Raw genomic sequence first — 25,420 nt, forward strand, 5'->3', positions numbered from 1 at the left:
AACCGCCCCCGCCTGTCTACCGCGAACCTGTGACAGTCGCCGTCGCCCGCCACGGCTCCGGACGGCTCAGCCCCCCTCGCCGGTGGCCGCGGCGATCCGCGCCTTCAGCCCGGCCTCGTCCAGCCCCTCGACGACAATCATCTTCAGCCGCGACTGCCCGCCCCGCTCCAGCACGACCGAGGACCGGGACACGCCGAGCGCCTTGGCCAGGAATTTCACCAGGGCGGCGTTGGCCTCGCCGTCCACCGGCCGGGCGCGCACCCGCACCTTCAGCACGGGCCGGCCTTCGGGATCGGCGTCCCAGCCGTCGATCCGGTCGCCGGAAGCGCCGGGCTGCAGTTTGATCGGAAGTCGGGCCAGGGGATCAACCGGCGGCGCGTCGATCCGGGGCGCGATGATCGGCGGCGCGCCAGACCACTTCGACATCTTCGGCGCTCAGGGTCGGGGTCGCCCGTTCCACGCCTCTCTCGTCGGCGAACTCCGCCAGGAAGCGGGTCGGGCCGAACATCATCACCACCGTGCCGCGCTCGCCCTTCTTCAGGCCCAGGTCCGGAAGATCGGCCCTGAGGGCCACGACGTCGAGTTCCTCAATCATGGTCGTCACTCCACCATCGCGGTCGTCAGGCGGGGAACCCCGTCCGATCCTACGATCCAGCCGCTGCGGATCAAGGCCGAGCGACCGCCGAACTCTAACACGAAGCGGACACGGTACAGAGTCCCGAACGGGGTCGTCCTGACGACCTCGGCCTCGGCCTCCTTGGCCGCTTCCAGAAGCCGGCGTTTCAGATAGGGGGCGTCCGCCCGGGTCAGACCCAGGGCGGACGCAAAGACCCGGGCCTTGTGTCAGCCTTCCGGGTGGTCCGCCGACAGGCAGTAGGCTTCGATCTTTCCCTCCGGAACGACCGCCTGCCCGCCGCCTGGCAGCTTCATTCGAGCCTCAGCCCAGGGCGGCCATCAGTTCCGGCACGACCGTCTTGTAGTCGCCGACCAGACCATAGTCCGCGACCTGGAAGATCGGGGCGTCCGGGTCCTTGTTGATGGCGACGATGGTCTTGGAGTCCTTCATCCCGGCCAGGTGCTGGATGGCGCCCGAGATGCCGATGGCAATGTAGAGCTGGGGCGCGACCACCTTGCCGGTCTGGCCGACCTGATAGTCGTTGGGGGCGTAACCCGCATCGACCGCCGCGCGACTGGCGCCGATGGCGGCGCCCAGCTTGTCGGCCAGGGGCTCCATCACGGCGTGGAATTCCTCCGCCGAACCCAGGGCGCGACCGCCCGAGACGATGATCTTGGCGGCGCCCAGTTCCGGACGGTCCGACTTGACCATTTCCTCGGCGACGAAGGTCGTATTGGGGGCCTCGGCGCCGGCCACGCTCTCGACCGGGGCCGAGCCGCCCTCGGCGGCGGCGGCGAAGGCGGTCGGACGCACGGTGATCACCTTCTTGGCGTCGCCCGACTGGATCGTCTCAAGCGCATTGCCGGCGTAGATCGGGCGCACGAAGGTATCAGCCGAGACCACTTCGACGATGTCCGAGATCGGGGCCACGTCCAGCTTGGCGGCGATCCGGGGGGCGAAATTCTTCCCGTCCGTGGTCGCGGGCGTCAGAATGGCGTCGTAGCCGCCGGCCAGCGGCAGGACCGTGGCCTCGACGGCCTCGGCCAGAACCTTGCCCAGGCCGGCGCTCTCGGCCAGCAGCACCTTGCGGACCCCGGCGATCTTGGCGGCGCCGTCGGCGACGGCCTTGGCCCCCTGGCCCACGACCAGAACGTCCACCTCGGACGACAGGGCCAGGGCGGCGGTCACGGTCTTGTGGGTGGTGTCGCGGACGGCCGAGCCGTCGTGATCGGCGATGACGAGGACGGCCATCTTACAGCACTCCTGCGGACTTGAGGGATTCGACCAGCTGGGCGGCGCTCTCGACCTTGACCCCGGCGGCGCGCTTGGGCGGCTCGGTGACCTTGACCACCTTCAGACGGTCGGCGACATCGACGCCGTAGTCGGCGACCGCCTTCATGGCGATCTCCTTCTTCTTGGCCTTCATGATATTGGGCAGGGAGGCGTAGCGCGGCGTATTCAGCCGCAGGTCCACCGTCACCACCGCCGGCAGTTCGGCGGCGATGGTCTGCAGACCGCCGTCGACCTCGCGCGTCACCGTGGCCTTGCCGCCTTCGATCACCAGCTTGCCGGCGAAGGTCGCCTGGGGCCAGTCCAGCAGGGCGGCCAGCATCTGGCCCACCGCATTGTTGTCGCCGTCGATGGACTGTTTGCCCATCAGCACCAGGTCGGGCTTCTCCTCCTCGACCACGGCCTTCAGCAGCTTGGCGACCGCCAGCGGCTCCAGATCCGTATCCGACTGGATCAGCACGCCCCGATCCGCGCCCATGGCCAGGGCGGTGCGGATGGTTTCCTGGGCCTGGGTCACGCCGATGGAGACCACAACGACCTCGGTCGCCGTGCCGGCGGCGTGGTGTTCCTTGCCTTCCTTCAGACGAACCGCCTCTTCGACGGCGATCTCGTCGAAGGGATTCATGCTCATCTTGACGTTGGCCAGATCGACGCCGGACTGGTCGGCCTTGACGCGGGCCTTGACGTTATAGTCGATCACCCGTTTGACGGGGACGAGAACCTTCATGGGTCTATCCGTGAATTCGCCTGAATGTAGGGGCAGGACATGGAGCGGTCGCGAAGGCCTGTCAACGTAACGCGGGGTCAAGCTCCCGTGCAAAACCCGCCTAACGGATGCTGAGATGAAGCGTTTTCTGACCTTTCCCCGCCTGTCGATGATCTTTCTGGGCCTGTTCGGCGTCGCCGTGGCGGGGGTTTTCGCGGTCCAGGCCTATTGGGTCACGCCGGGCGAACGCTGCGAGGCGGCGGGCAAATGGTACGATATGGACAGCCGCATCTGCGCCCAGCCCATCTCCATCGCCCAGATCACCGGCCGCCCCAACGGCGTCTCGCGCGCCCAGGCCTCGGCCGAAAAGAATCGCGAACTGGTCCGCATCGAACACGAACTCGCCGCCCAGGACCGCGCCCGCGACGCCGAAATCGCCCGCCAGAAGGCCGCCCTGGCCGCGGCCCGTCCGGCGAACTGACGACCTAGGTCAGGGCGTCGAAGTCCACCACCAGGGGCTCGCGCTCCAGCAGGGCGAGGATGCGGCGAAAGGCCGCCTGATCCAGCGCCGTGGTGGCGGTGTTGGTCAGGGGGTGGAAGTTGACGATCTCGGCCTCCCACAGCCTCTGGTCCAGGACGAAGGTCACGCGCCGCTCGGCGTCGTTGATCAGCGCCAGCGCCGTGACCGAGCCGGGGCGGACCCCGAGGGTTTCGAACATCAGGGTTTCGTTTCCGAACGAGAGCCGGCCTGATCCCATGGCGGCGGCGGCGCGTTTCAGGTCGATCACCGTGTCCTGACGGGCCGAGATCAGCCACAGCCGGCCCCTATGATCCTTCAGGAACAGGTTCTTGGTGTGGGCGCCGGGCAGGGCGGCCTTCAGTTCGAGCCCCTCTTCGACGCGGAAGACGGCCGGATGGTCGTGGGTCCGGTAGTCTACGCCCTTTTCGGCGAACCAGGCCAGAAGGCGGTGGCGGTCGAAAGCCGGGTCGTTCATCTCGGTCGTTCTCATGGTTGAGTGGCCGCCGATCGGGCGTTAGGAACAGGGCCATGGTCGATACAGCGCCCGCCCGCCAACTGGAACTGGAATGCTATCCGATGACGGCGCGGCCGCCGGACCTCGTTCCGGGCCGCCAGTCGCGCAACTGGATGGACGCCTTCATCAGCCGCCATCCCTATCGGTGCCTGCCGCTGAACATGGCCAACACCACGGGCTGGGAAATCCTGTGCCCGTTCGGCTTCTCGGCCGAATGGAACGGCGGGCCGCGTCAGGAAGACATCGTCATCACGCCCGATCGGCCCCAGCACGACCTGGACCATTTCGTCACCTCCCACTTTTCGCGGGGGGTTCTGACCATGCATCCCCAGTATCTGTTCCGCACCCCGCCGGGCTGGGGCATGATGTGTTCGGGTTCGCCCAACCATGTGAAGGACGGAATCCAGCCCCTGGTCGGGCTGATCGAAACCGACTGGCTGCCCTTCCCCTTCACGATGAACTGGATCTTCACCCGGCCGGGCCGCGTGACCTTCGAACGGGGCGAACCCTTCTGCTTCATCAATCTGATCGAGCACAAGAAGGTCGAGCAGTTCCAGCCGGTGATCCGGACCCTGCAGTCCAATCCCGTCATGAAGGGTCAGTTCGAGGCCTGGAACCGCGCCCGGACGGACTTCAACCAGCGTCTGGCCAGCGGCGACCCGGACGCGGCCAAGGAGGCGTGGCAGCGCTATTATTTCAAGGGCGAGGTGCCCGAGGATCTGGGCGCGGCGCCGGCCACCCATTCCAACAAGCGCCGGCTCAAATCGCCCCGCGTCGGCTGACCGAAAGGCCCGCCCCATCCGCGCGGCGGACGGGGCGGTTCGACGTCAGGCGCCGGGCCGGGTGACGCGCGAGCCCAGGTTCTGGATCACCTCGCGGGCGTCGAAGGCGTTGGGATCGCCGGCGGGCTTGGGACCGCGACCCATGATGATTTCGGCGCTGGCCTCGTAGCGGTCGATCTGGCGGGTGTCGATGTCCTGCGGACCCCAGGGGCCCCAGCGATCCCAGGGGCTCCAGAAACCGCTCCGGTAATAGCGCCAGGACGGACCCCAGTAGGGGCCGTAGAAGCGGGAATAGGGGCCGTAGAAGGGGTCGGGCGTCGAGACGAAGCGGGTGTCGCGTTCGGTCGCGCGGTTGACGGTGGCGAACCAGTCATAGCCGCTTTCGACCGTCAGCTCGGCCGAGCGCAGCAGCAGGGACATTTCCACCTGTTCGCGCGAGGTCACCGAATTGCCTGCAAAGGTCACGCGATAGCGGTTGCTCTCGACGCGCTGTTCGGAATAGCCGCCGCGCTGACCGTTGTAGCCGGCGGGCTGATAGGGGGTGGCGGTGGCGCAGGCGGCCAGGACGAGGCCGGCGACGGCCGTCGTCGCCAGCACCTTGAGCGCGGACGTCGTTCTTGAGGGGGCTTTCATGAAATCAACTCCTTGATCGCCCATTCGGGCGCGCTGCCGGCTGAACGGGGCATGAACGAGCCTGTTCCCTCGGCACTCTAGACCGAAGCTCGACCGCGTCCAGACCTGCAGGCGCTAGGCTTGCAGGCGCGAAACGATCAGGACCGCGGCGGTCAGCAGCAAGAGGCCGACGAAGAGGCCGAAGCCGCGGCGGAACCGGGGCGTCTGCATCCGCCGCGACAGGGCGGCGCCGGACAGGGCGTAGGCGCTCATCGACGTCAGGTCCATGCCGATCACGGCCAGGGCGAACAGGGCCAGCTGCGGCGCCACAGGGCGGGAGATGTCCAGAAACGGCGGCAGGACGGCGGTGAAGAACAGAATGGCCTTGGGATTGGCGATCTGGACCATGAAACCGTCCAGAAAGGCGTTGCGGCTCTTGTGGATTTCGACGGCCTCGGGCTCGGCCGCCGTGGCGAAGGCGCCGCGCAGAGCCTTCAGCCCCAGCCAGGCCACATAGAGGGCCCCCAGGACGGCGATCAGGTGAAAGACCTGTGGGAAGGCCTTGACCAGTGCGCCCAGGCCCATGGCCGCCGCGCCGAACCAGACCAGCGTCGCCGTATTCATCCCGACCACGCCGATCAGGGCCGGGGCGCGCCCCCGCTCCACCCCGGCGGCGACGGCGAACAGATTGGCGGGGCCGGGCGTGATCGCCATCACCACCATCACCCCCAGAAAGGTCAGATAGAGGTGCGGGTCGACGGGCAGGGCGGACATGCGGCGTCGTGTCGCTGCATCGGCCCCAGTGGTCAAGGCCCATGAGGCGCGCCTTGCGTCCTATCGTGCGCGAGGCGCCTTGGGCGGGGCGGGCGGTTCAGGCGCCTCGGGGGCCTCGGGCGCTTCGGCCTCTTCCGGCGCTTCGTCCGCCTCGGTCAGCACGGCGTCTTGGGCCTGGTCCAGCGCATATTGGGCGATCAGCCCATAGGTCTCCATCTGTTCGGGATCGGGATTGGTCCAGGCGCTGTTGCGGGCGATGCCGGTTCCGGCCGCCAGACCCTGCTCCATCGCCTGTTTCACCTCGGGATCGTTCAGCGCCTCCTGAACCAGGGCGTCGACGTCGATGTCCTTCAAGGCCTCGGCCGCCGCCTCGGAGGCGTGGCGCGTGGCCTCGGCGGTGAAGGCGGCCACGTCCGGCGCATATTCGGACCAGAGGGCGGCGATCCTTTGGCCGCGCACGGCCTCGTCCAGGCTCTCGTCTTCGGAAATCGCTTCGGCGCGCTTGCCGAAGGCCTCCATCCGCGCCTCGAAGGCGGCGGCCGCCGTCTCCAGACGGGCTTCAGCCTTCGACTCGGCGGCCTCGGCCCGGTCTTCCTGAGGGGAGGCCAAGGCGCCGGCGAATGCGCAGGACAGGGGCGACAGGGCCAGGGCGGCGGTCAGGCTGAGCAGGCGGATCATGGGAAATCTCCCTTTGAATGACCCGCGCAAACTCCGCCGTCAGCCGCCCCGTCTCAAGTGAAATCGCGGTAAGGCGACTATTGGGCCGCAGGCGCCGGCTCGGTCTTACCGGCTACGGCTTGCTGGACACCCTCGCGGAACTGTTCGGGAATGGCGCGGATCGACTGGCCGGCCGCCGTCGACGCCGTGAGAAGCTCCGTCTTGCGCGCGGCGTTTTCGGGCTTTTCGGCCTCGGCCTTGAAAAAGGCCTCCACCTCTGCGGCGAAGGCGTTCATCCCCGGCGCGTGCCGGTCGATCACGGCGTAGGCGGCGGCCGTCTTGGCGGCGGCGTCCTTCGTGGCGTCGCCCAGAATCGCCTCGAGCTCGGTGTTCATCTGCTCCAGATCGGCCTCAAAGGCCTCAGCCTTGGCCTCCAGGGCCGCCTCTTCCGGGCTCTGGGCCTCCGCTTGGGTCTCCGCTTGGGCCTGTGCAGGGGCAGGCGCAGCGGCTTGGGCGGCGGCCAGCGCCGGGGCGGCGAGGGTCAAAACGGCCAGGGCCGCGACGGAGGACAGAAGACGCATGGCCATGGACCTTTGGGCTGGAGGCGGCGGGATCGCCGCAGGGACGAGGCCGTCGCCTGTGAGGCTCAGACTTCAAACACCCGATACGGCTTTTCCCCCAGAGACCGCAACACCGGCAGAGCCACGTTATAGACGGGCACGCCCCGATTGGTGCGCCCCTCCGGCCCGCCGCGATGGGCGTGGCCGTGCGCCACCAGGCTGATGTTGTCGTATCGGTCGATGGTTTCGGCCAGGCGCGACGAGCCCAGGAAGGCGTGGATTTCGGGCGGCTCGCCCATCACCGTCTCGACCACGGGCGCATAGTGCAGCAGGACGACCGACCGCTCGGTGCGCAGCATGCGGATGGAGTTTTCGATCAGATTGGCGTCCTCGACCGCCTCCTGGACGAAGGTCTTGACCGCCGCCTCGCCGAAGGCGCTCAACATATAGCGGCCGAAGCCGCCGACGAACCCCTTCCCCCCGGCGAAGCCCACTCCGTCGATCTCATAGGCCTGGCCGGTCAGCATGCGGACCCCGGCGTCCGCCAGCATCCTGGCGACCTGATCGGGCTGGCCGCATTCGTGTTCGTGATTGCCCAGAACGCCCACCATCGGAATACGACACAGCCGCAGATCCTCCAGCAGCCGCTCCACCTCGGCCGTCTTGCCGTAGTTGACCAGGTCGCCGCACAGGCACAGCACGTCGGCCTCGTCCGACACCCGTTCGAACAGGTCGCGATAGGGGCGGCGCGCGTCCTCGCCGACGTGCAGATCGCCCACGGCGGCGACCCGCATCTTCTTGGCCGGTCCCGGCTCCAGCCCCGGCTGGGGCGTCTGTCCAGAGGCGAGGGAAGGCGCGGAGGAAGGGGGTTGGGGGGCGTCGGTCATGGGTCGCTCTCCAGCGGGGGCTCAGGTCACGGGATCGTGGCGTTCTTCCAGCCCCTTGCCGACCACGTCGCCGAAGCCCCACTCGGCGACGTCGATCACATAGTCGCGCGGGCTCAGAAGACGGCCGCGGCACACCTTCACCCGCGGGGGTGGCAGGTCAATCTGGGCCGCCAGCCGTTCGGTCAGCTCCTCCATCAGCCAGCGCGGCACCCGGTCGCGCTCGGTCGGATAGGCGAAGCGGAAGTTCAGCAGATGGGCGGCCAGCACCTCCCAATAGAGGTCCATCTGGTCCAGTAGGCTCTTCCAGTCCACGGCGTCGGACTGTTTCAGAATGACGTGGTTCACATCCGCCCCGTCATAACGATAGCGATCCTGAATGAAGACCTTGGACAGGATCAGCGCCGTGGGCGGGGTGATCCGCACCTCATGGCCATAGACCCGGATCACATCTCCGCCGAACCAGCTGTCCGACACGGCGATGGCGCCGTTCGACATGGCGAAGATGACGTCGAAGAAATGCCGGTCGTCCTTCCAGACCTTGGCGATCCAGCGTTCGTCCTCCACGTCGGTGCGATAGCCGCGCTTCTGGAAATAGGCGAGAATGCGGGGATAGTCGCCGGGCTTGCAGAAGACGTCCAGATCCTTGGTCGGGCGGCGCACCCCCGTATAGGCGGTGACGGCGTAGGTGCCCGAGAGCAGGAAGGGTATGCCGCTCTCCTTCAGCAACCCCAGGCTTTCCTCATAGAAGGCCAGGGCGTCCGGCGGCGGCTCGAAGGTCGGTTCGGCGATGACGTCGGACATGGCGGGCCCTGGATTGGCGAGGGCAGTGGAACGACGGCCCGCATCGGCGGTTCCTGCGCCCCATCTCCGCAATTCTACCTAGGCGTCGCAAAACCGTATTCTTAGGATATTCATTCACGGGGGAAGCATGGTCGGTCTGACGACATCCATGCGGCGCGGGCGCTGGCGGTTCTTCCGCCATGACGCCGGACAGGAGGCGGGTCCCCCGCCCTCCGTCTATCTGCTTTTGTTCGTCGCCTCCCAGCTTCTGGGTCTGTGGAGCGTAGCCGCGCTGGACGCCAAGGTGATGTGGCCGGCTAATGCGGTGTTGCTGGCCGCCGTCCTGCAGTTGTCGCGTTACAAGGCCCTGGGGGTTCTGGTCGGGTGCGCCCTGATCAATCTGGTCAGCAACATCATACGCGGCGACGCCGCCGTGATCGCGGTCACCAACGTCGCCTTCAACATGACCCAGGTGATCGTCGCCACCCTGCTGATCCGTCGCTTCTGCGGCGCCGCCCTGGACATGCGTCGTCCGAAACGGCTGCTGCGGTTCGCCCTGATCGCTGCGGCGCCCTCCGTCGCCTTCACCACCCTCCTGGCCGGCCTTGTCGCCGTCGTCGTCAGCGGACCGCCGTTGGAAAGCCTAGGCTTTCGGATGCGGCACCTCTTCGACATGGAATTGCTGGCGATGATGATCGTCACGCCGACCCTGTTGCTGGTGGCGCGCAGTCACCGCTTCCGCTCCGACGCCCAGGCCCGACCCGCTGAATTCGTGCTCCTGATGGTTCTTGTGACCGCCGCCGTGGTCTGGGCCTTCGGCCAGAACCAGGCGCCGATCCTGTTCATGATCCTGCCGCCTCTGATCCTGCTGGCCTTCCGACTGTCTCCGCCCTGGACCGCAGGGGCGGTTCTGTGGGTTACGGTCATCGCCGTGGGCGCCACCGTGACGGGTCACGGCCCCGTCACCCTGACGCGCCTTCAGCCTGACCCGGTTCTGGACACGGTCCCGACCGTCATGCGGCAGATGAGCGTCCTGCATCTGTTTCTTCTGACTCTGGTCGTCACCGCCCTGCCGATCACCACTTTATCGACCGAGCGGCGGCGGCTGATGACGCGATTGGGCGTGCGCACCGAGGCCGCCCTAGCCGCCGTCAAACGGGCCGAGACGGCCGATCAGGCCAAGTCCCGCTTCCTGGCCATGATGAGCCACGAGATGCGCACGCCTCTGACCGGCGTCACCGGCTATGCCGACCTTCTGGCCCGACGTCCTGGGCTGGACGACGAGGGGCGCCGTCAGGTCGAGGCGATCAAACAGTGCGGCGAGGCCATGCTGCGCCTGATTGAGGATCTGCTGGAGGTGTCCCACGGCGGGGCCGAGGTGGCGCTGAAACCGACCGACATCCCCGCCTTGATCGAAGAGGCGGTCGCGCCGTCGCGGGAGTGGGCGAATGTTCGCGGCCTGGACTTCACCGTCAGCATCGCCCCCGAGGCCCAGGGCGCGGTCTGGACCGACGGCCGGCGTCTGCGCCAGATTCTGCACCATCTCAGCGCCAACGCCGTGAAATTCACCGGCCTGGGCGGCGTGCGGGTCGTGGCGGACCGACGGGGCGATCATCTCCGCGTGCAAATTCACGACACCGGCTGCGGCATGACGGATGAGGTGCTCTGCGGCGTCTTCTCCCTGTTCCAGCAGGCGGACGCCACCACCAGCCGGGCGCATCAGGGCGCGGGAGTGGGTCTGGCCCTGGCCAAGAGCCATGTGGACCGACTGGGCGGAACCATTTCGGTGGAGAGCGCGCCCGGCATGGGAACGACCTTCACCGTCGAAATCCCAGCCGAGCCGGTCGAAATCGTTCAGAGCGACGCCCCCCAGCCGTTGGAGGCGCGGCGCATGCGGATCCTCGTCGTGGACGACCATCCCCTGAACCGCAATCTGATGCGGGTCATGCTGGAGGCGGCCGACTGCGACACGGCCGAGGCGTGTGACGGCGCCGAGGCGGTGGAGGCCGTCGCGGCCGGCGCCTTCGACCTAGTCCTGATGGACGTCCGCATGCCGGTCATGGACGGGATCGCCGCCACCCGCGCCATCCGCAGTCTGGCTGGACCGGCCGCCGACGTCGCCGTCCTGGCCGTCACCGCCGAGGCCATGCCCGAAGACGCCGCCCGCTGCCTGGCCGCCGGCATGGACGGTCATCTGGCCAAGCCCATCACCCAGGCGGCCCTCTATGCGGCGATCGACGCCGCCCTGGCTGCGGCGTCTGACCGTCGGGACGACGCCCAGGCCGCCTAAGGCGGGGCGCCCATCCCCAGGGCCGTCCCCAGCTTCTTAACCGCCGCACACAAGATGTAGCGGTAGGACAAAATGTGATCGCAACATAGATGATTTCCGACTTGGCGCCGGGCGCGCTGAGTCGCATGGTGCTGGCCTCTCCGGAATCGCTCTCTCAGGTCCAGTTCGATGAACGCCATCACCCCGATCATCCGCCCCGACCGCGCCGGTCTTCTGACGCCCTCCGTGGCCTACAAGCCCTTCCGCTATCCGTGGGCCTTCGACATGTGGAAGAAGCAGCAGCAGGTCCACTGGATGCCCGAAGAGGTGCCGCTGGGCGAGGACGTCAAGGACTGGGCCTCGACCCTGAACGACAATGAACGCAATCTGCTGACCCAGATCTTCCGCTTCTTCACCCAGGCGGACATCGAGGTTCAGGACAACTACATGGAACGCTACGGCCGGGTGTTCAAACCGACCGAAGTGAAGATGATGCTGGCCGCCTTCGGCAATATGGAGACCATCCATATCGCGGCCTACGCCCTGCTGCTCGAGACCATCGGCATGCCCGAGAGCGAGTTCGGCGCCTTCATGGAATATGAGGCCATGCGGGACAAGCACGACTATATGGGCCAGTTCGGCGTGGATTCGGACGCCGACATCTGCCGGACCCTGGCCATGTTCGGCGGCTTCTCCGAAGGGGTTCAGCTGTTCGCCTCCTTCGCCATGCTGATGAACTTCCCGCGCATGAACAAGATGAAGGGGATGGGCCAGATCGTCTCCTGGTCGGTGCGCGACGAGAGCCTGCACTGCGAGGGCATCATCAAACTGTATCACGCCTTCAACAAGGAGACGGGCGCCGTCACCCAGGCCGTGGCCGACGACATCGTCGACTGCTGCAAGACGGTGGTGAAGATGGAGGACAAGTTCATCGACCTGGCCTTCGAAATGGGCGCGGTCGAGGGCATGACCCCCGACGACATCAAGCAGTATATCCGCTTCATCGCCGACTGGCGCCTGCGTCAGCTGAAGCTGCCCGAGGTCTATGGGGTCAAGGAAAACCCGCTGCCCTGGCTGCAGGCCCTGCTGTCGGGCGTCGAGCACGCCAACTTCTTCGAGGCCCGCGCCACCGAATATTCGAAGGCGGCGACGCAAGGCAGCTGGCACGGCGCCGACGGCGTCTGGACCGAGTTCGACCGGATGATGGCCCGGCGCGACATGAGCCTGGTCGCCGGCTGATTCCGACTACTGCTGCGGCCTGACCCAGGCGGGGCGGGCCGTGCAGGCTTCGCGGAAGCCCGACTGGCACAGGCGCACCTGTTCGCGCCAGGCGGCGTAGTCGCGGTCGTACTGCTCCTGGGCCGCGCGAGTCGCCTCGGCGGCCGCTCGCGCCTCCTCTTCGATCCGCCGGATCTCGATCTGGCGCCGGGCCACGGCGGCGTCATATTCCAGCCGAGCGGCCTCGTCGGCCTTGTCGGCCAGGGCGTTCTGGGCGGCGATCTCGGCGTTCAGGGCGCGGGTGGTGCGCAGTTCCTCCTCGGTCTGTTTGGAGTCATCGGCCCGGTGATAGGCCTCGCCCCGTGCCCGCTCCAGGGCCTCGCGCGCCTTGGGGTCGTTGGGATCGGGCAGGACACGCTGATCGCCATAGGGGTCCGGCGCCTGCTGGGCGGCTGCCGAAAGGGGCGCCGCGACGGCCGTCGCCGCCAGCAGGGCGGACATCAGGGACGTGCGAATGGTCATGGACATCTCCCGGTTTAGACCCTGTCGGCCAACCTTGGCCGTAAAGGGCGTTTGCGGCAACAACGCTGTCATGACGAAAAGGTGGCGCCCGGCCGCGCTTCGCGTCATGGTTCCCCTCTCCACTGACGCACAATCGACGCCGAGCCGCCCTTCATGATCCTGAGCACCTCGTCCGGAGACTTCCCCATTCCCGCCGATGTGGCGCGTCAACTGCCCAACGTCCCGGCCCTGCCGGACCCGGCCGCCCCCAACGCCCGTCTGCAGATCGAGGACTTCCGCCATTGGCTGGACGCCTCGCCCGAACACGCCATCAGCTATGAACGCCTGCGTCGCTGGCACCTGGTGCAGGAAGAGCTGGCGGCCCAGGCCAAGGCCGCCGACCGACCCTTCGTCGTCACCGACGACGGGCTGGAATAGCTGTCAGGCGGGCAGCCGCAGCTCGAACACCGCCCCGCTTCCGTCGCCGGGAACCAGTCTCAGCTCGCCGCCGTGCAGGGCCGCCAGTTCGCGCGATATGGTCAGGCCCAGGCCCGATCCGTCCGAACTCTTGGAGCTGACGAAGGGTTCGAACAGACGTTCGGCCAGGCGCGGCGGAATGCCAGGCCCGTCGTCGGCGATGCGGACGACGCAGACCCCGTCCTGACCGAAGGCGCTGACGGTGACGGCCCCCTTGCCGCGCCGCTCGGCGGGTCGGCCGGGATCGGCCTCGATCGCCTGGCGGGCGTTGCGCATCAGATTGACCAGGATGCGGTACAGCTGATCCGGATCGGCCTCGACCGCGAACCGGGCGGGCACCTGTTTGATCAGCCGCACCCCCTCCGGCTCCAGGCCGGCGTCCTCGGCCGCCAGGGTCAGGGCCTTGGTCAGGACCACGCGGGTCTTCTGGGGCGCCGGCTCCTCGCTGCGGCCGTACTCCAGCACATTGCGCGACAGGCTTGCGGCCCGGCTCAGCGCCCGCTCCAGCCGGGGCAGGGCCTTGGCCACCTGGGGGTCGGCCGAGGTCGCCAGCCGCTCCGACGCCATCTGGGCCGAGGTCAGCATGTTGCGCAGGTCGTGGTTGATCTTGGCCACCGCCTCGCCCAGGGCCACAAGCCGGGCGCGGGAGCGCAGGGACTGGCGCACCTCCTCCTGCATCCGGGCCAGTTCGCGCTCGACCCGGCCGATCTCGTCATGCCGGTCCGACGGGGTCTCGGCCTCGCTCTCGGGATCGGCGGCGAACCGCTCCATCGAGCGGGTGACGCGCTGGAGCGGCCGCAGCACCAGAAGCGCCAGACCCCCATAGAGCAGGGCGCCCGCCGTCAGGGACACCAGCAGGCTGACCAGCAGACTGTTCAGAAGGAAGGCCTTCAGCTCCAGTTTCAACGGCTGGGCCGGGGTGACGATCTCGATGAAGTCGCCGGAGCGATAGCGGGGCTTGGCCTGGACCCGCAGCGACCGGTCCGGATGGCCGAATAGGGTGCGCCAGGGGTCGGTCAGCCGCGCCCAGCTGTTCTGTTGACGCAGGTCGATCAGCTCCGGTGCGCGCGGCAGATTGGGGGCCTGGAGCAGCAGCCGCCGCACCCCCTGTTCGGTCAGGGCCACGGCCTGGACCCCGCCGATCCGCATCAACTCGGCCGCCGTATCGTCCTCCACCGCGCTATAGGGCAGGGCCTCCACCCCGACCGAGGCCAGTTCGGCCGCCTGGAGCCGGTCGCGCAGCCAGCGCTCGTGGAAGGCGGCCAGGTTCGGCCCCATGATCAGGGCCTCGACCGCCAGGGTGAAGGCGAAGGTCAGCAGCAGCAGCCGGGCCGACAGGCCGTCGGGCGCCCGGGGCCGCAGCCGTTCGCGCCAGGTCTCCGCCGTCTGGGGCGACAGCTTCAGCGCCGTCGCGAGCCGATCGAACAGGGGGATCATGCCGGGGCCGCCCCTCCCTGGCTTCGGGCGCGTCGGGCGCGGATCATCTGAACCAGTTTGATGCCGATGGGCAGCAGCAGGGACAGGAAGACCACCCCCATCAGGGGCCAGAAGAACTGATGCAGCAGCATGGGCAGGTCCGGCTGCACCCCGGCCCGCAGCAGGTCGCCCAGCTGCGACCCGATCCAGGTGTAGATGAAGGTGGACGGCAGCAGGCCGATAAAGGTGGCGATCACATAGGGGCGCAGCGGCACCGCCATCATGCCCGCGGTGGCGTTGACCAGGACGAAGGGGACGCTGGGGATGACGCGCAGGGTGAACAGGGTGGTGAAGGCGTTGCGGTCGATCCCCTTGGCCAGCCGGTCCATGAAGCCGGCGTCCGCTTCGAACTTGGCGCGCAGCCAGGTTCCGATCGAGGTGCGATAGACCATATAGATCACGACCGAGCCGAGGGTCGCTCCGCTGGCCTGGGCCAGGGCGCCGACATAGGGGCCGAACATCATCCCGCCCAGCAGGGTCAGAAAGACCGGCCCCGGAATGGTGGAGGCGGTGGCGACGGCGTAGACGGCGATGAAGGCGACCAGGGCGGTCCACCAATGGGCCTGGGCGTAGGCCTGCAGGTTCAGCCCATGCTCGCGGATCAGGTCCATCGACAGATAGCGATTCCAGCCCAGGGCGAAGAAGGCGGCCACCAGGCCGGCGATGACCGCCAGCGGGGTCAACCGCAGGGCCCAGTCCTTCGCCGTTCGTTTCGCCATACGCGCTTCAATCCCGAATTGCCGGTCGAGCGTTGACTCGCGCGACCATGCGACTTATACGCCCGCCCTTCCTGCGGCGGACGCCTTTCGCCCCGTCGCCCAACCTTTTAACGTCAGGAGCCGACCGTGAAGCGGACCTATCAGCCGTCGCGACTCGTGCGCAAGCGCCGTCACGGCTTCCGCAGCCGGATGGCCACCAAGAACGGCCAGAAGATCGTTGCGCGCCGTCGCGCCAAGGGCCGCAAGCGCCTGACGGCGTAAGCGGCTCTCGCGTCCGAAAGCCAAGGACGCATGAGCGACCCTTTACAGATCAAGCGTCTGTTGCGGCGGCCCCAGTTCCTGGCGGCCGCCAAAGGCGTTTCCGAGGCGCGCGGCGGGGTGGTGATCCAGAGGCTGGATCGCGGCGACGGTTCGCCGCACGTCGGCCTGGGCTTCACCGCCACGCGCAAGATCGGCGGGGCGGTGGTCAGGAACCGCGCCAAACGCCGCCTGCGCGAGGCCGCGCGGGCCATGCTGCCCCAATATGGCGTGCCCGGTAGCGACTATGTCTTCATCGCCCGCATGGGCACCACCGAGCGGGCGTGGGACCGTCTGCTTGACGATGTGAAATCGACGCTTACAAGGCTGGCGACACCGAGAAACGATCGGGGGGCCGACCGGCCTTCGCCCGCCCCCGCCCCCTCCGGCCAGGACCGCCCGAATCCATGAAAAACGAGAACTCGCGCAACACGATCCTCTTCATCGTGTGCTCGGCCCTGATCCTGGGGGTCTATTGGTTCGCCGTGCTGCGGCCCCAGGCCGAGCGCCGCGCCGTCCAGCAGCAGGCCCAGGCCGAACAGTCTCAGACGGCCAGGAACGCCGCTCGCACGGCGCTGAGCCCCCAGGGGCCGGTCTTCGTCACCGATCGCCGCCAGGCGCTGAGCACCGCCGCGCGCGTGCCGATCCACTCCGGCACCCTGAAGGGCTCGCTGTCGCTCCAGGGCGGTCGGATCGACGACCTGTTCCTGACCGACTACAAGGAGGTCCAAGACAAGCCTGAGCCGGTCGAACTGTTCCGCCCCCAGGGGATGCAGAACGCCTATTTCGCCCAGTTCGGCTGGACCGGCCCCAATGTGGCCGGCGGCGTGCCTGGTCCCAACACCGTCTGGCGCCTGACGGCCGGTTCGACCTTGACCCCCACCTCGCCGATCACCCTGACCTGGGACAATGGGCAGGGTCTGCGCTTCACCCGCGTGGTCTCGGTCGATGACCGCTACGTCTTCTCGATCAAGGACACGGTCCAGAACCTGGGAACCCAGGCCATCACCATCGCCCCCTACGGCAGCGTCCAGCGCCAGGGCGTCCCGCCCCTGGCCGGTTCGTCCCACATCGTCCACGAAGGCGCCATCGGCGCCTTCGGCAAGCCGGGCGAGTACCGGACCGAGCAGAAGAAGTACAAGGACTGGCTGAAGGAGCCGCGGATCGAGAACGCCTCGATCGGCGGCTGGCTGGGCATCACCGACAAATACTGGCTGGCGGCCCTGCTGCCGCAGCAGGACGAGGCGGTCGAGACCGAATTCCGGGTCCGCGAGGTTCCGGGCGGCCAGCCGCAGCTGGAAGCCAATATCCTGGGCGCGACCCGCACGCTCCAGCCGGGCGCAACCGCCACCGAGACCCAGCGTCTGTTCGCCGGCGTCAAGCGGGCCGAGGTGCTGAAGACCTATGAGACCAACCTCAACCTGCCGCGCTTCGTCTATGCGATCGACTGGGGCATGTTCTGGTTCCTGACGCGCCCGATCTTCTGGATTTTGGAGAATGTCTACGGCCTGGTCGGCAGCTTCGGCGTCGCCATCCTGGCCCTGACCGTCATCGTCAAACTGGTGATGTTCCCCCTGGCCAACAACGCCTACGCCTCGATGTCCAAGATGCGGAACCTCCAGCCCAAGATGGAGGAGATCAAGAAGAAGTTCAAAGACGATCCGCAGAAGCAGCAACAGGAGACCATGGCCCTGTACCAGAAGGAGAAGATCAATCCGGTCGCCGGCTGTCTTCCGCTTCTGCTCCAGATCCCGGTCTTCTACGCCCTGTACAAGGTGCTGACGGTCACCATCGAAATGCGCCACCAGCCCTTCCTGGGCTTCATCCACGACCTGTCGGCGCGTGACCCCTCTGTGGTATGGAACCTGTTCGGCCTGATCCCCTGGGATCCGGCGACCCTGCCCCTGCTGGGCGGCCTGTTGGTCGGGCCTCTGGGCATCGGCCTGCTGGCGGTCGCCTATGGTCTCACCATGTGGCTGCAGACGGCGATGAACCCGCCGGCGGCCGATCCGGTCCAACGCCAGATCTTCCAGTTCATGCCCCTGGTCTTCACCTTCATCATGGCGCCCTTTGCGGCGGGCCTGCTGGTCTATTGGGCCTGGTCGAACATCCTGACCATCCTGCAGCAGTACGTCATCATGCACCGCTACAAGGCCGAAAATCCGATCGACGACTTCATCGCCCGCTTTAAGAAAAAGCCCGCGTGATCGAGGAAACCGACTTCAGCCCTGAAGAGATCGAGGCCGCGCGGATTCTGTTCGCGCGGCCGGCGACCTTCGTCATGGGGGCGGCCAAGATCGAGCAACTGCCCGATCCCGACCTGCCGGAGATCGCCTTTGCGGGCCGCTCCAACGTCGGCAAGTCCAGCCTGATCAACGGCCTGGTCGGCATGCACAAGCTCGCCAGAGCCTCCAACGAGCCGGGCCGCACGCGCGAGGTCAACTTCTTTGATCTGGACGGCCGGCTGCGCCTGGTCGACCTGCCCGGCTACGGCTGGGCCAAGGCGTCCAAGACCACGGTCAAGAAGTTCCAGGACCTGGGGCGCGACTATCTGCGCGGCCGGGTGACGCTGAAGCGGGTCTATCTGCTGATCGACAGCCGCCACGGCCTGAAGTCGGTGGATACGGAGGCGCTGGACGCCCTGGATCTCGCCGCCGTCTCCTATCAGATCGTCCTGACCAAGGCCGACAAGCTGAAGAAGGGCGAGGGCGAGCGGATGCAGGAGGCCACGCTGAAGGCCATTTCCAAACGCCCCGCCGCCTTCCCCGTGGTGGCCCTGACCTCCTCCGAAAAGGGGCTGGGCCTGCCTGAGCTGCGGGCTGAGATCATGCGCACCACCGGCGCGACCCTGGGCTGAGGCGCGGCGTCAGGTCAGCAGGGCCTTCAGCACTCCGTCCAGCACCGGCCGCCCGCGCGGGGTGGCGACCAGCCGCCCGCCCGTGACCGTCAGAAAGCCGTCGGCGATCAGGTCCGCGGTCGGTTCCGCCTCGGGCGACAGGCCCAGGTCCCCCAATACGCCGACCGGCGCCCCCTCCACCGTCCTCAACCCCAGCAGCAGCCGCTCCTCCGCCGCCCCGGCGGCGTCCAGCCGTTCGACCTCGGCCCAGGGGGCGCCCGCCTGCACCCCTGCCGCATAGTCGCCGATGCGGCGATGGGCGACGGTTGCGGTGCGAACGCCGTCCAGGGTCAGTCGCCCATGCGCCCCCGGCCCCAGGCCCAGATAGTCCCCGCCGCGCCAGACATGCAGATTATGGGCCGACCGGGCCGCCACGCCCCGCGCATGGTTGGACACCTCATAGGCGTCGAAACCGGCGGCCTCGAGCACCGCCTGGGTGGTCTCGTACAGGGCCGCGGCCTGGTCCTCGTCCGGCGGGACCAGGGTTCCGCGCGCCAGGGCCCGGCCGAAGGCCGTCGTCGGCTCGAGCGTCAGCTGATAGGGCGAGACGTGTTCGAACCCCATGTCCAGCGCCGCGCCCAGCTCCGTCGCCCAGTCGTCGGGCGTCTGGCCCGGCCGGGCGTAGATCAGGTCGATGGACAGCCGGTCGAAGGCGCGTCCGGCCAGGGCGACCGCGCGCCGCGCCTCGGCCGCCGAATGGTCGCGCCCCAGGAACCGCAGGGCGGCGTCGTCCAGGGCCTGCACCCCCATGGACAGCCGATTGATCCCGGCCTGGGCCAGGGCGTCGAACCGGGCCGCCTCCGCATCGGTCGGATTGGCCTCCAGCGAAATCTCGATCGGTCCTGACGGCGGGAACAGGTCGCGGGCCTGGTCGATGATCCGCGCCACCGCCTCGGGCGCCATCAGCGACGGCGTGCCCCCGCCGAAGAAGACCGAGGCCAGCCGGCGCGGCCCGGTCAGGGCGCGCTGGGCCCGCAGATCGGCCAGGATCGCCTCCACCAGCCGCCCCTGTTCCTCGACCCGCCCCCGGTCGCGCACCACGTTGAAGTCACAATAGGGGCAGATGCGCGCACAATAGGGCCAGTGGACATAGAGGCCGAGGTCCGTTCCGGGATCGACCCAGGTCTGGGCGGGATCAGTCAATCAGGGCGGCTCTCAGCTTGGCGAAGGCGCGGGTGCGGTGGCTGATCGTCTCCTTGGCCTCAGGTTCCATCTCCCCGAAGGTCAGGCCGCTCGCCTCATCCGGAATGAAAATCGGATCATAGCCGAAGCCCCGGTCGCCGCGCGGCGGAAAGCTCAGCCGACCCCGCACCACCCCCTCGACCACCACGCTGGGCCCGTCCGGCCAGGCCACCGCCAGGGCCGAGGTGAACCAGGCGCTCATGTCCGCAGCCTGGATCTCCTCCAGCCTCTCCTCGACCTTCTTCATCGCCACGGCGAAATCCTTGCCGGGACCGGCCCAGCGGGCGGAATAGATGCCCGGCGCCCCGTCCAGGGCCGCGACCGACAGGCCCGAATCGTCGGCCAAGGCGACCTCGCCCGACCGATCGGCCGCATGGCGCGCCTTCAGCAGGGCGTTGCCGACGAAGGTGGTCTCGGTCTCCTCGGGTTCAGGCAGATTCAGCTGCCCCGCCGTGAGGATCTCGTAACCTTCGCCCAGCAGGGCGGCGATCTCGGGAACCTTGCCCGGATTGTGGGTGGCGAGGACGATCCGCATCCCCTTGAAAAGCTTGAGACTCATTGCCGATCACAGTCCTGAAACAGTCTATTGCCAAAGTTTAATATCGTTAAACGATATGTAACGTGATTTTCCGCAGGACACGGCCTATCTATTGATCGTCAGGAACGAGGCCGCAACGTTCAAGACGCCGGACATAACCGGAAGGATCATGCGGGAAAAACACAAACCGGGCGATGATCGCCCAACAGGAAAAACGGAGACACATTATGCATACGATGAACCTCTCGCTGCTGCTGGACAAGGTCGGCGCCGCCTTCGTCAACACGGTTCTGATCGCCGCCCTGCCGACCGCCCTGGTCGCCATCCTGGTCCAAGCCTTCTGATCGACCTCAAGTCCAGTCCTTATCGATCACGAGAGCTTTGACGACCTTGACGAAGATCGCGATGTATAGGGCTGCGTGCGGGTTCGCCGGACCCCGCGCAGCCGCCGCGTCCTTCCTTCCGGCCTGAGCACCGATCGACCATGCGCCTGCCCCTGCCCCATCTGCTGAAGCGAGGCGAGGGGCGCACGCCGCAGCTGTGGGCCCCGATCACCGCCCCGTTTCGCGCCCTGGGACCGGGTTCGGTCTCCAGCGTGCTGAAGGTGGCCCTGGACGTGGCCTATGTCCTGCTCTGGCTGGTCACCGGCCTTCTTCTTCTGCTGCTGATCGCGGCCGTCTTCATCCCGCTGGACAATGTGAACATCACCGTCAGCGGCGAGACCGGCGGCCGCCAACTGCCCCTGACCCGGCTGCTTCTGCTGTTCGGCCTGGGGGCGGCCACCGCCTATTTCGGCGGCTTCATGCTGATTCTGCGCAGCCTGCGCCTCATCTTCCGTACTCTGATCATGGGTGACCCCTTTCATCCGGCCAATGTGCGCCGCCTGCGCCAGATCGGCCTGATCCTGGCCCTGGTCACCGGCGGGGTCTGGCTGGCCCAGGGCTTCGTCGCCGCCCGCCTGGCGCCCGGCGTCATGGACCCGCAAGGGCTGGGCGAACTGCTGACCCCGGTGTTTTCCGTCCTGATCGTCTTCGTCCTTGCGGAGGTCTTTCGCGAGGGCGCGCGGCTGCGCCGCGAATCCGAACTGACGATCTGAACCGTTTCCGCTAGGACTTCCCCATGGCCATCCGCGTCCAGCTTGATCGCGTCCTTGTCGAACGCCGCATGTCGCTGACCGAGCTGGCCGACCGGGTGGGGGTCACGGTGGCCAATCTGTCGGTCCTGAAGACGGGCAAGGCGCGGGCGGTGCGGTTTTCCACCCTGGACGCCCTGTGCCGTGAACTGAACTGCCAGCCGGGCGATCTCCTGGCCCATGAACCCGGTCCCGCCGACCCGATCGAGGACGACGAAGCGGCATGAGGCGCAAGGGTTCCGGCCGGGACGAGAACGGCCTGACGCCCGAGGACCGTCGCATCTGGAACCGCATCACCGGCACGGTCTCGACGCCCCGAACGCGCAAGGCCGCGAGGGTCACGCCCGGCGCCGAGGCGCCGGCCCATCTGATCGCCCCGATCCCGGACCACCCTCTGTCGCGCGCGGAAAAGCCCCCGGCCAAGACCTCTCCGGCGCGGTTCGCCCGCACCGAGCCCACGTCCGAGCCCCGCCTCCCGGTTCGCCCCGCGCCCTCTCGCCTCCGGCCCGCGCCCGAGGATCTGGAGCCCCGCCGCAAACAGCGGCTGTCGCGCGAGCGCGATCCGATCGAGGCCCGGATCGACCTGCACGGCTTCGGCCGGTTCGAGGCCGAGGACCAGCTGCGGGCCTTTCTGACCGGCTGCCAGGCGCGCGGCCTGCGGGCGGTCCTGGTCATCACCGGCCAAGGGCGGCTGGGCGGCGGGATCATCCGCGCCTCCTTCGCCGAATGGATGCAGTCGCCGGCCCTGCGCGGCGTGGTCTCGGGCTTCACCTCGGCCCATCGGCGCCACGGCGGCGACGGCGCCTTCTACGTCACCCTGAAACGCCGCGGCTGAGGGTCGATCCTCGCAAGTTCAAAGACAAGGTCCTGGCTTTTCAAGGGACAGGCTCTCACGGGCGGCCTCGACCCGGCGCCCCTCGAAACCGTGTTAGGCTTGCGGCCCGGTCTTTGACATTGTGCGGCTCTGGACGTCTCTCCGCCTCCCGCCCGCCGGACGCCGATCAGACTGTCCGATACGATGCGCCAAAAATCCGCTTTGAAAACAAAGGGCGTCGGACACATCGGACACATCGGACACATCGGACAGTCTTTTTCGATGCCCGAAACCGCGATCGCGGCGTCGGACCGATGGGACTCATCGGACTGTTTTTTCTCGGTCCGATGCGAGGCCCGGCCCCAGACGGACGAAGGCCCGCCGGCGACGGGCGCGGGCGGGCCTGAAGGGCGCTCTGAAAAGGGAAAGGCGGCCTATTTGGCCGACAGGGCCCCGGCCAGGATGACGTCGATCTGCTTGCCCATATGGTCCGACAGGGCGGCTGCGTCCCATTCGTCATAGGCGGCGCGGCGATAGTTGGACAGATAGGCGTCCCAGATCAGCTCGACCAACAGGCGCAGATCGGCGTCCTGGCGAAGCTCGCCCTTGGCGACCGCCTCTTGAAGAATATCGCCGATGGTCAGCAGCAGCTTCTTGGTCGCGGCCCGGGCGCGCATCTCGGCCGCCAGGGGCTGGAACCAGGATCGGGCGACGATGGCCTGGAACAGGGGCAGATGCTCCAGCGACGAATGATAGCCGGCGCTCAGCGCGCCCAGCAGACGCTGGCGGACCGGCTCGCCCTCGGGCGCCCCGGCCTCGACCACCTCGGCCAGGCGCGACATGTCCTCGGTCAGGACCGCCTCGAACAGCTCGGCCTTGTCCTGGAAGTTGGCGAAGACCGCGCCGGTCGACATGCCCGCGCCCTTGGCGATGTCGCGGATGGTGGCGGGTTCATAGCCCCGCTCAGCGAACAGGGAGCGGGCGGCGTCCAAAACCTTCTGGCGGGTCCGCACCTTGGCCGCCTGACGACGGTTCAGGCGGGGCGCAGCTTCGGTCGATAGGGCGGATTCGGTCATGAAATCAGGTTGAACTCTACGCAATTTCGGATGCGCCTAGGCGGTCCGAGTTGACTTTGGGTGAAGCGCCTTGAGCTGACGGGAGAGGCGTTGCGGCCCCGACCTCGTCATCGGCGCGATACTGAGGGACGGCTTGCATCACGGAACCATGACGAAAATGGGTCGGCCGATTTTTCTCCTGTGAGGCGAGAGAATATTCAAGGTTAACTTTTCAGCTTGGCTGTATTGATTTGGGACATTCTCAACGCGCGGGTGGTTCTACTGCGTCCTCCTGCGGGCATGGCGGCCTGGAAGGCTTTGCGGAATTGTTCGCGCTTCTCATGGATGGAGACCAGGACCCGGCCCATGGGCACGCCCAGATCGACCAGGGTGTTCTCGGCCAACTGCAAACTGGCCTCGGTCGTCTCCGGCACCGCGTCCGTCACGCCCAGGGCGTACAGGCGCGCCGCATGTTGGTCGTCGCGCGCACGGGCGATCAGGATCAGATCCTCGCGCAGGGCGCGGGCCGCCGTCACCACCTCATCAACCTTGCCCGGCGCGTCCATGGTGACGATCAGGGCGCGGGTGGTCTGAACCCCGCAATGGGACAGCATCTCGGGCCGGCCGGCGTCGCCGTAGAAGACGTCGAACCCGTCCCGACGCCCCGCCGCCACGGCCGCAGCGTCCGTGTCCAGGGCGATGAAGGGCTGGTCGTGCGCCTTCAGCAATTCGCCGATCAGGCGGCCGACGCGGCCGAAGCCGACGACGATCACCGCCCCGTCCGCCTGTTCCGGCGGCGCGGCGCCCTCTGGCGTGGTCGGGCGGTCGGGGGCCTTGGCGCGCGACAGCCTCTGGCCCAGCAGGGCCAGAAGCGGGATGGAGAAGATGCTCAGGGTCGCCGACAGGGCCACTGTGCTGGTCAGGGCGGGCGGGGCGATGCCCTCCACCATGCCGGTGGCGAAGACGACGAAGGCGAACTCGCCCGCCGGCGCCAGCACCAGGGCCGTCTCCAGGGCGGGCCGGGCGCCCATGCCCCACAGCCGGGCCAGGGCGAAGATGACGCCGGTCTTGACCACTGTGACGGCCAGGGCCAGGCCGAACAGCAGGACCGGATCGGCCGCCACCGCGCCCAGGTCCAGCCCCAGCCCCACCCCGACGAAGAAGACCCCCAGCAGCAGGCCCTTGAAGGGCTCGATCGACACCTCCACCTCGCGCCGGAACTCGGTTTCGGCCAGCAGCACCCCGGCGACCAGGGCGCCGATGCTCATCGACAGGCCGACCGCCTGGGCCGCCAGGCCGGCGCCCACCACCACCAGCAGGCTGGCGGCGACGAACAGCTCCCCGCCCTGGGCCGCCTTGCGCGCCCGCGCCACCGACCGGAACATGGGCCGCAGCACCACCCGGCCCAGCAGCACCAGAAGGCCCAGGCCCATCGCCGCCGGGACCAGGGTGAACAGGGCGCGGCCCAGGACGGCGGGGTCCAGCGTTCCCCCGCCCTGGGCCAGGGCCGCCATCACGCTGACGGTGATCAGAATGGGGGCCACGGCCAGGTCCTGAGCCAGCAGGACGGCGAAGGTGGATCGGCCGACACTGGTCTTCAACCGTCCGCCCTCGGCCAGAACCGGCATCACCACCGCCGTCGACGACAGGGCCAGGCCCATGCCCAGGACGGCCGCGCTGACCAGGCTTTGGCCGAGCAGCATGAACAGGCCCGCCAGCACCAGGGTGCAGGCCGCCACCTGCATCAGCCCCAGGCCGAACACCAGCCGTCGCAGGGCCCGCAGCCGTTCCCACGACAGCTCCAGCCCGATCATGAACAGCAGGAAGGCGACTCCCAGCTCCGACAGCTGGGCCAGCTGGCCGGGGTCGCTGATGGTGAAATAGGACAACCAGGGCAGCCGGTCGGCGAAGCGCGCCAGGCCGTCGGGGCCCAGCACCACCCCTGCGGCCAGGAAACCCAGGACGGGGCTGATCTTCAGACGATTGACCAGGGGCACCATGACCCCGGCGGCCGCCAGAAACACCACCAGATCCTTATAGTCGCCGCCGTGCGTCTGCATTCGCCCTCCGAGCTCTGCCGGCATGTGACCCGGAACCGGCGCCTGTGGCGAGAGGTCGCGGCGCTTTCATGAACTTTTTTTAAGGCGA

General features: G+C 67.9%; 30 protein-coding genes and 1 pseudogene. 12 read left to right on the forward strand and 19 right to left on the reverse strand.

What is annotated here, in order from left to right; genetic code table 11:
- Positions 1-66: 66 nt before the first annotated feature.
- From BSP_RS03715 to BSP_RS03730, 5 genes and pseudogenes are all read right to left on the reverse strand, one after another.
- The gene (locus tag BSP_RS03715; RefSeq protein WP_152951044.1) at positions 67-360 is read right to left on the reverse strand and encodes a DUF167 domain-containing protein; all 294 of its coding nucleotides are present in this window, start codon (positions 358-360) and stop codon (positions 67-69) included.
- Positions 361-364: 4 nt separating this feature from the next.
- Positions 365-595, reverse strand: coding sequence for a DUF4926 domain-containing protein (locus BSP_RS03720; RefSeq protein WP_152949338.1), 231 nt, complete (start codon positions 593-595; stop codon positions 365-367).
- Positions 596-600: 5 nt separating this feature from the next.
- Positions 601-831 (reverse strand): annotated as a pseudogene (locus BSP_RS16575) (DUF6883 domain-containing protein); the annotation flags it as partial.
- Positions 832-937: 106 nt separating this feature from the next.
- Positions 938-1,867, reverse strand: coding sequence for an electron transfer flavoprotein subunit alpha/FixB family protein (locus tag BSP_RS03725; RefSeq protein ID WP_152949339.1), 930 nt, complete (start codon positions 1,865-1,867; stop codon positions 938-940).
- A 1-nt stretch (position 1,868) separates the two neighbouring features.
- The gene (locus BSP_RS03730; protein ID WP_152949340.1) at positions 1,869-2,633 is read right to left on the reverse strand and encodes an electron transfer flavoprotein subunit beta/FixA family protein; all 765 of its coding nucleotides are present in this window, start codon (positions 2,631-2,633) and stop codon (positions 1,869-1,871) included.
- A 115-nt stretch (positions 2,634-2,748) separates the two neighbouring features.
- On the opposite strand from BSP_RS03730, the gene BSP_RS03735 reads away from it, so the two are divergent.
- Entirely contained in the window at positions 2,749-3,093 is a 345-nt protein-coding gene (locus BSP_RS03735) for a hypothetical protein (RefSeq protein ID WP_152949341.1), read from the forward strand.
- 4 nt (positions 3,094-3,097) lie between these two features.
- Here BSP_RS03735 and BSP_RS03740 read toward each other — a convergent pair whose 3' ends face one another.
- Complete coding sequence (locus tag BSP_RS03740; protein ID WP_152949342.1) at positions 3,098-3,607, reverse strand: prolyl-tRNA synthetase associated domain-containing protein; 510 nt, start codon at positions 3,605-3,607, stop codon at positions 3,098-3,100.
- Between the two features lie 53 nt (positions 3,608-3,660).
- On the opposite strand from BSP_RS03740, the gene BSP_RS03745 reads away from it, so the two are divergent.
- A complete protein-coding gene (locus BSP_RS03745) occupies positions 3,661-4,428 on the forward strand; it encodes a DUF6065 family protein (protein ID WP_152949343.1) in 768 nt (255 codons plus the stop codon).
- A 45-nt stretch (positions 4,429-4,473) separates the two neighbouring features.
- Here BSP_RS03745 and BSP_RS03750 read toward each other — a convergent pair whose 3' ends face one another.
- The 6 genes from BSP_RS03750 to BSP_RS03775 all read right to left on the reverse strand — a co-directional run bounded on the left by BSP_RS03750 (position 4,474) and on the right by BSP_RS03775 (position 8,719).
- Positions 4,474-5,061, reverse strand: coding sequence for a hypothetical protein (locus BSP_RS03750; RefSeq protein ID WP_054764525.1), 588 nt, complete (start codon positions 5,059-5,061; stop codon positions 4,474-4,476).
- A 114-nt stretch (positions 5,062-5,175) separates the two neighbouring features.
- Positions 5,176-5,814 carry a LysE family translocator gene (locus BSP_RS03755; protein WP_152949344.1) on the reverse strand — a complete coding sequence of 213 codons (639 nt, stop codon included), beginning with the start codon at positions 5,812-5,814 and terminating at the stop codon, positions 5,176-5,178.
- A gap of 60 nt (positions 5,815-5,874) precedes the next feature.
- Positions 5,875-6,492, reverse strand: coding sequence for a hypothetical protein (locus BSP_RS03760; protein WP_152949345.1), 618 nt, complete (start codon positions 6,490-6,492; stop codon positions 5,875-5,877).
- Positions 6,493-6,569: 77 nt separating this feature from the next.
- On the reverse strand, positions 6,570-7,052 hold the full coding sequence (locus tag BSP_RS03765; RefSeq protein WP_152949346.1) for a translation initiation factor IF-2: 483 nt from the start codon (positions 7,050-7,052) through the stop codon (positions 6,570-6,572).
- Positions 7,053-7,117: 65 nt separating this feature from the next.
- Positions 7,118-7,918: a metallophosphoesterase gene (locus tag BSP_RS03770; protein ID WP_152949347.1), complete on the reverse strand. Its 801-nt coding sequence runs from the start codon at positions 7,916-7,918 to the stop codon at positions 7,118-7,120.
- Between the two features lie 21 nt (positions 7,919-7,939).
- Complete coding sequence (locus tag BSP_RS03775; protein WP_054764530.1) at positions 7,940-8,719, reverse strand: hypothetical protein; 780 nt, start codon at positions 8,717-8,719, stop codon at positions 7,940-7,942.
- Positions 8,720-8,846: 127 nt separating this feature from the next.
- On the opposite strand from BSP_RS03775, the gene BSP_RS03780 reads away from it, so the two are divergent.
- Positions 8,847-10,988, forward strand: a complete 2,142-nt coding sequence (locus BSP_RS03780; protein ID WP_227976030.1) for a response regulator — start codon at positions 8,847-8,849, stop codon at positions 10,986-10,988.
- Between the two features lie 168 nt (positions 10,989-11,156).
- Positions 11,157-12,206, forward strand: coding sequence for a ribonucleotide-diphosphate reductase subunit beta (locus tag BSP_RS03785; protein ID WP_054764531.1), 1,050 nt, complete (start codon positions 11,157-11,159; stop codon positions 12,204-12,206).
- A 6-nt stretch (positions 12,207-12,212) separates the two neighbouring features.
- Here the strand turns inward: BSP_RS03785 and BSP_RS03790 are convergent, their stop codons facing one another.
- The gene (locus tag BSP_RS03790; protein WP_152949348.1) at positions 12,213-12,707 is read right to left on the reverse strand and encodes a hypothetical protein; all 495 of its coding nucleotides are present in this window, start codon (positions 12,705-12,707) and stop codon (positions 12,213-12,215) included.
- 153 nt (positions 12,708-12,860) lie between these two features.
- On the opposite strand from BSP_RS03790, the gene BSP_RS03795 reads away from it, so the two are divergent.
- Complete coding sequence (locus BSP_RS03795; RefSeq protein WP_007390203.1) at positions 12,861-13,124, forward strand: hypothetical protein; 264 nt, start codon at positions 12,861-12,863, stop codon at positions 13,122-13,124.
- Between the two features lie 3 nt (positions 13,125-13,127).
- On the opposite strand, the gene BSP_RS03800 is transcribed toward BSP_RS03795, so the two are convergent.
- Together BSP_RS03800 and BSP_RS03805 are read right to left on the reverse strand one after the other, a co-directional pair.
- Positions 13,128-14,600 (reverse strand): sensor histidine kinase, encoded by a 1,473-nt coding sequence (locus BSP_RS03800; protein ID WP_152949349.1) that lies wholly within the window; start codon positions 14,598-14,600, stop codon positions 13,128-13,130.
- Positions 14,597-15,358, reverse strand: coding sequence for a TVP38/TMEM64 family protein (locus tag BSP_RS03805; RefSeq protein ID WP_152949350.1), 762 nt, complete (start codon positions 15,356-15,358; stop codon positions 14,597-14,599). Before BSP_RS03805 ends, BSP_RS03800 begins: the two co-directional genes overlap by 4 nt.
- Before the next feature lie 126 nt (positions 15,359-15,484).
- Here BSP_RS03805 and rpmH point away from each other — a divergent pair, with 126 nt between their 5' ends.
- From rpmH to yihA, 4 genes are read left to right on the forward strand one after another with little or no spacing between them, the layout of a single operon-like run.
- Positions 15,485-15,619: a 50S ribosomal protein L34 gene (rpmH, locus tag BSP_RS03810; protein ID WP_003164000.1), complete on the forward strand. Its 135-nt coding sequence runs from the start codon at positions 15,485-15,487 to the stop codon at positions 15,617-15,619.
- Between the two features lie 30 nt (positions 15,620-15,649).
- Positions 15,650-16,066, forward strand: coding sequence for a ribonuclease P protein component (gene rnpA, locus BSP_RS03815; protein ID WP_054764534.1), 417 nt, complete (start codon positions 15,650-15,652; stop codon positions 16,064-16,066).
- Positions 16,063-17,862, forward strand: a complete 1,800-nt coding sequence (yidC, locus tag BSP_RS03820) for a membrane protein insertase YidC (protein ID WP_152949351.1) — start codon at positions 16,063-16,065, stop codon at positions 17,860-17,862. Before rnpA ends, yidC begins: the two co-directional genes overlap by 4 nt.
- The gene (yihA, locus tag BSP_RS03825) at positions 17,859-18,512 is read left to right on the forward strand and encodes a ribosome biogenesis GTP-binding protein YihA/YsxC (protein WP_152949352.1); all 654 of its coding nucleotides are present in this window, start codon (positions 17,859-17,861) and stop codon (positions 18,510-18,512) included. The genes yidC and yihA overlap by 4 nt, the downstream gene beginning before the upstream one ends.
- Before the next feature lie 9 nt (positions 18,513-18,521).
- Here yihA and hemW read toward each other — a convergent pair whose 3' ends face one another.
- Both hemW and rdgB read right to left on the reverse strand, forming a co-directional pair.
- Positions 18,522-19,694: a radical SAM family heme chaperone HemW gene (gene hemW, locus BSP_RS03830; RefSeq protein ID WP_152949353.1), complete on the reverse strand. Its 1,173-nt coding sequence runs from the start codon at positions 19,692-19,694 to the stop codon at positions 18,522-18,524.
- On the reverse strand, positions 19,687-20,292 hold the full coding sequence (rdgB, locus tag BSP_RS03835) for an RdgB/HAM1 family non-canonical purine NTP pyrophosphatase (protein ID WP_152949354.1): 606 nt from the start codon (positions 20,290-20,292) through the stop codon (positions 19,687-19,689). Before rdgB ends, hemW begins: the two co-directional genes overlap by 8 nt.
- 463 nt (positions 20,293-20,755) lie before the next feature.
- Between rdgB and BSP_RS03840 the strand changes: the two genes are divergently transcribed.
- Genes BSP_RS03840 through BSP_RS03850 form a run of 3 tightly spaced genes read left to right on the forward strand, consistent with a single transcriptional unit; the run spans position 20,756 to position 22,238 of the window.
- A complete protein-coding gene (locus BSP_RS03840) occupies positions 20,756-21,367 on the forward strand; it encodes a DUF2975 domain-containing protein (RefSeq protein WP_054764539.1) in 612 nt (203 codons plus the stop codon).
- A gap of 23 nt (positions 21,368-21,390) precedes the next feature.
- Positions 21,391-21,630 carry a helix-turn-helix transcriptional regulator gene (locus BSP_RS03845; RefSeq protein WP_152949355.1) on the forward strand — a complete coding sequence of 80 codons (240 nt, stop codon included), beginning with the start codon at positions 21,391-21,393 and terminating at the stop codon, positions 21,628-21,630.
- Positions 21,627-22,238: a Smr/MutS family protein gene (locus BSP_RS03850; RefSeq protein ID WP_152949356.1), complete on the forward strand. Its 612-nt coding sequence runs from the start codon at positions 21,627-21,629 to the stop codon at positions 22,236-22,238. The genes BSP_RS03845 and BSP_RS03850 overlap by 4 nt, the downstream gene beginning before the upstream one ends.
- 413 nt (positions 22,239-22,651) lie before the next feature.
- Here BSP_RS03850 and BSP_RS03855 read toward each other — a convergent pair whose 3' ends face one another.
- Together BSP_RS03855 and BSP_RS03860 are read right to left on the reverse strand one after the other, a co-directional pair.
- Positions 22,652-23,293: a TetR/AcrR family transcriptional regulator gene (locus BSP_RS03855; protein ID WP_054764542.1), complete on the reverse strand. Its 642-nt coding sequence runs from the start codon at positions 23,291-23,293 to the stop codon at positions 22,652-22,654.
- A gap of 203 nt (positions 23,294-23,496) precedes the next feature.
- Positions 23,497-25,332: a cation:proton antiporter gene (locus BSP_RS03860; protein WP_152949357.1), complete on the reverse strand. Its 1,836-nt coding sequence runs from the start codon at positions 25,330-25,332 to the stop codon at positions 23,497-23,499.
- Between the last annotated feature and the right edge of the window lie 88 nt (positions 25,333-25,420).

The sequence above is a fragment of the Brevundimonas sp. Bb-A genome (assembly GCF_009394735.1).
Classification (GTDB): Bacteria; Pseudomonadota; Alphaproteobacteria; order Caulobacterales; family Caulobacteraceae; genus Brevundimonas; species Brevundimonas aurantiaca.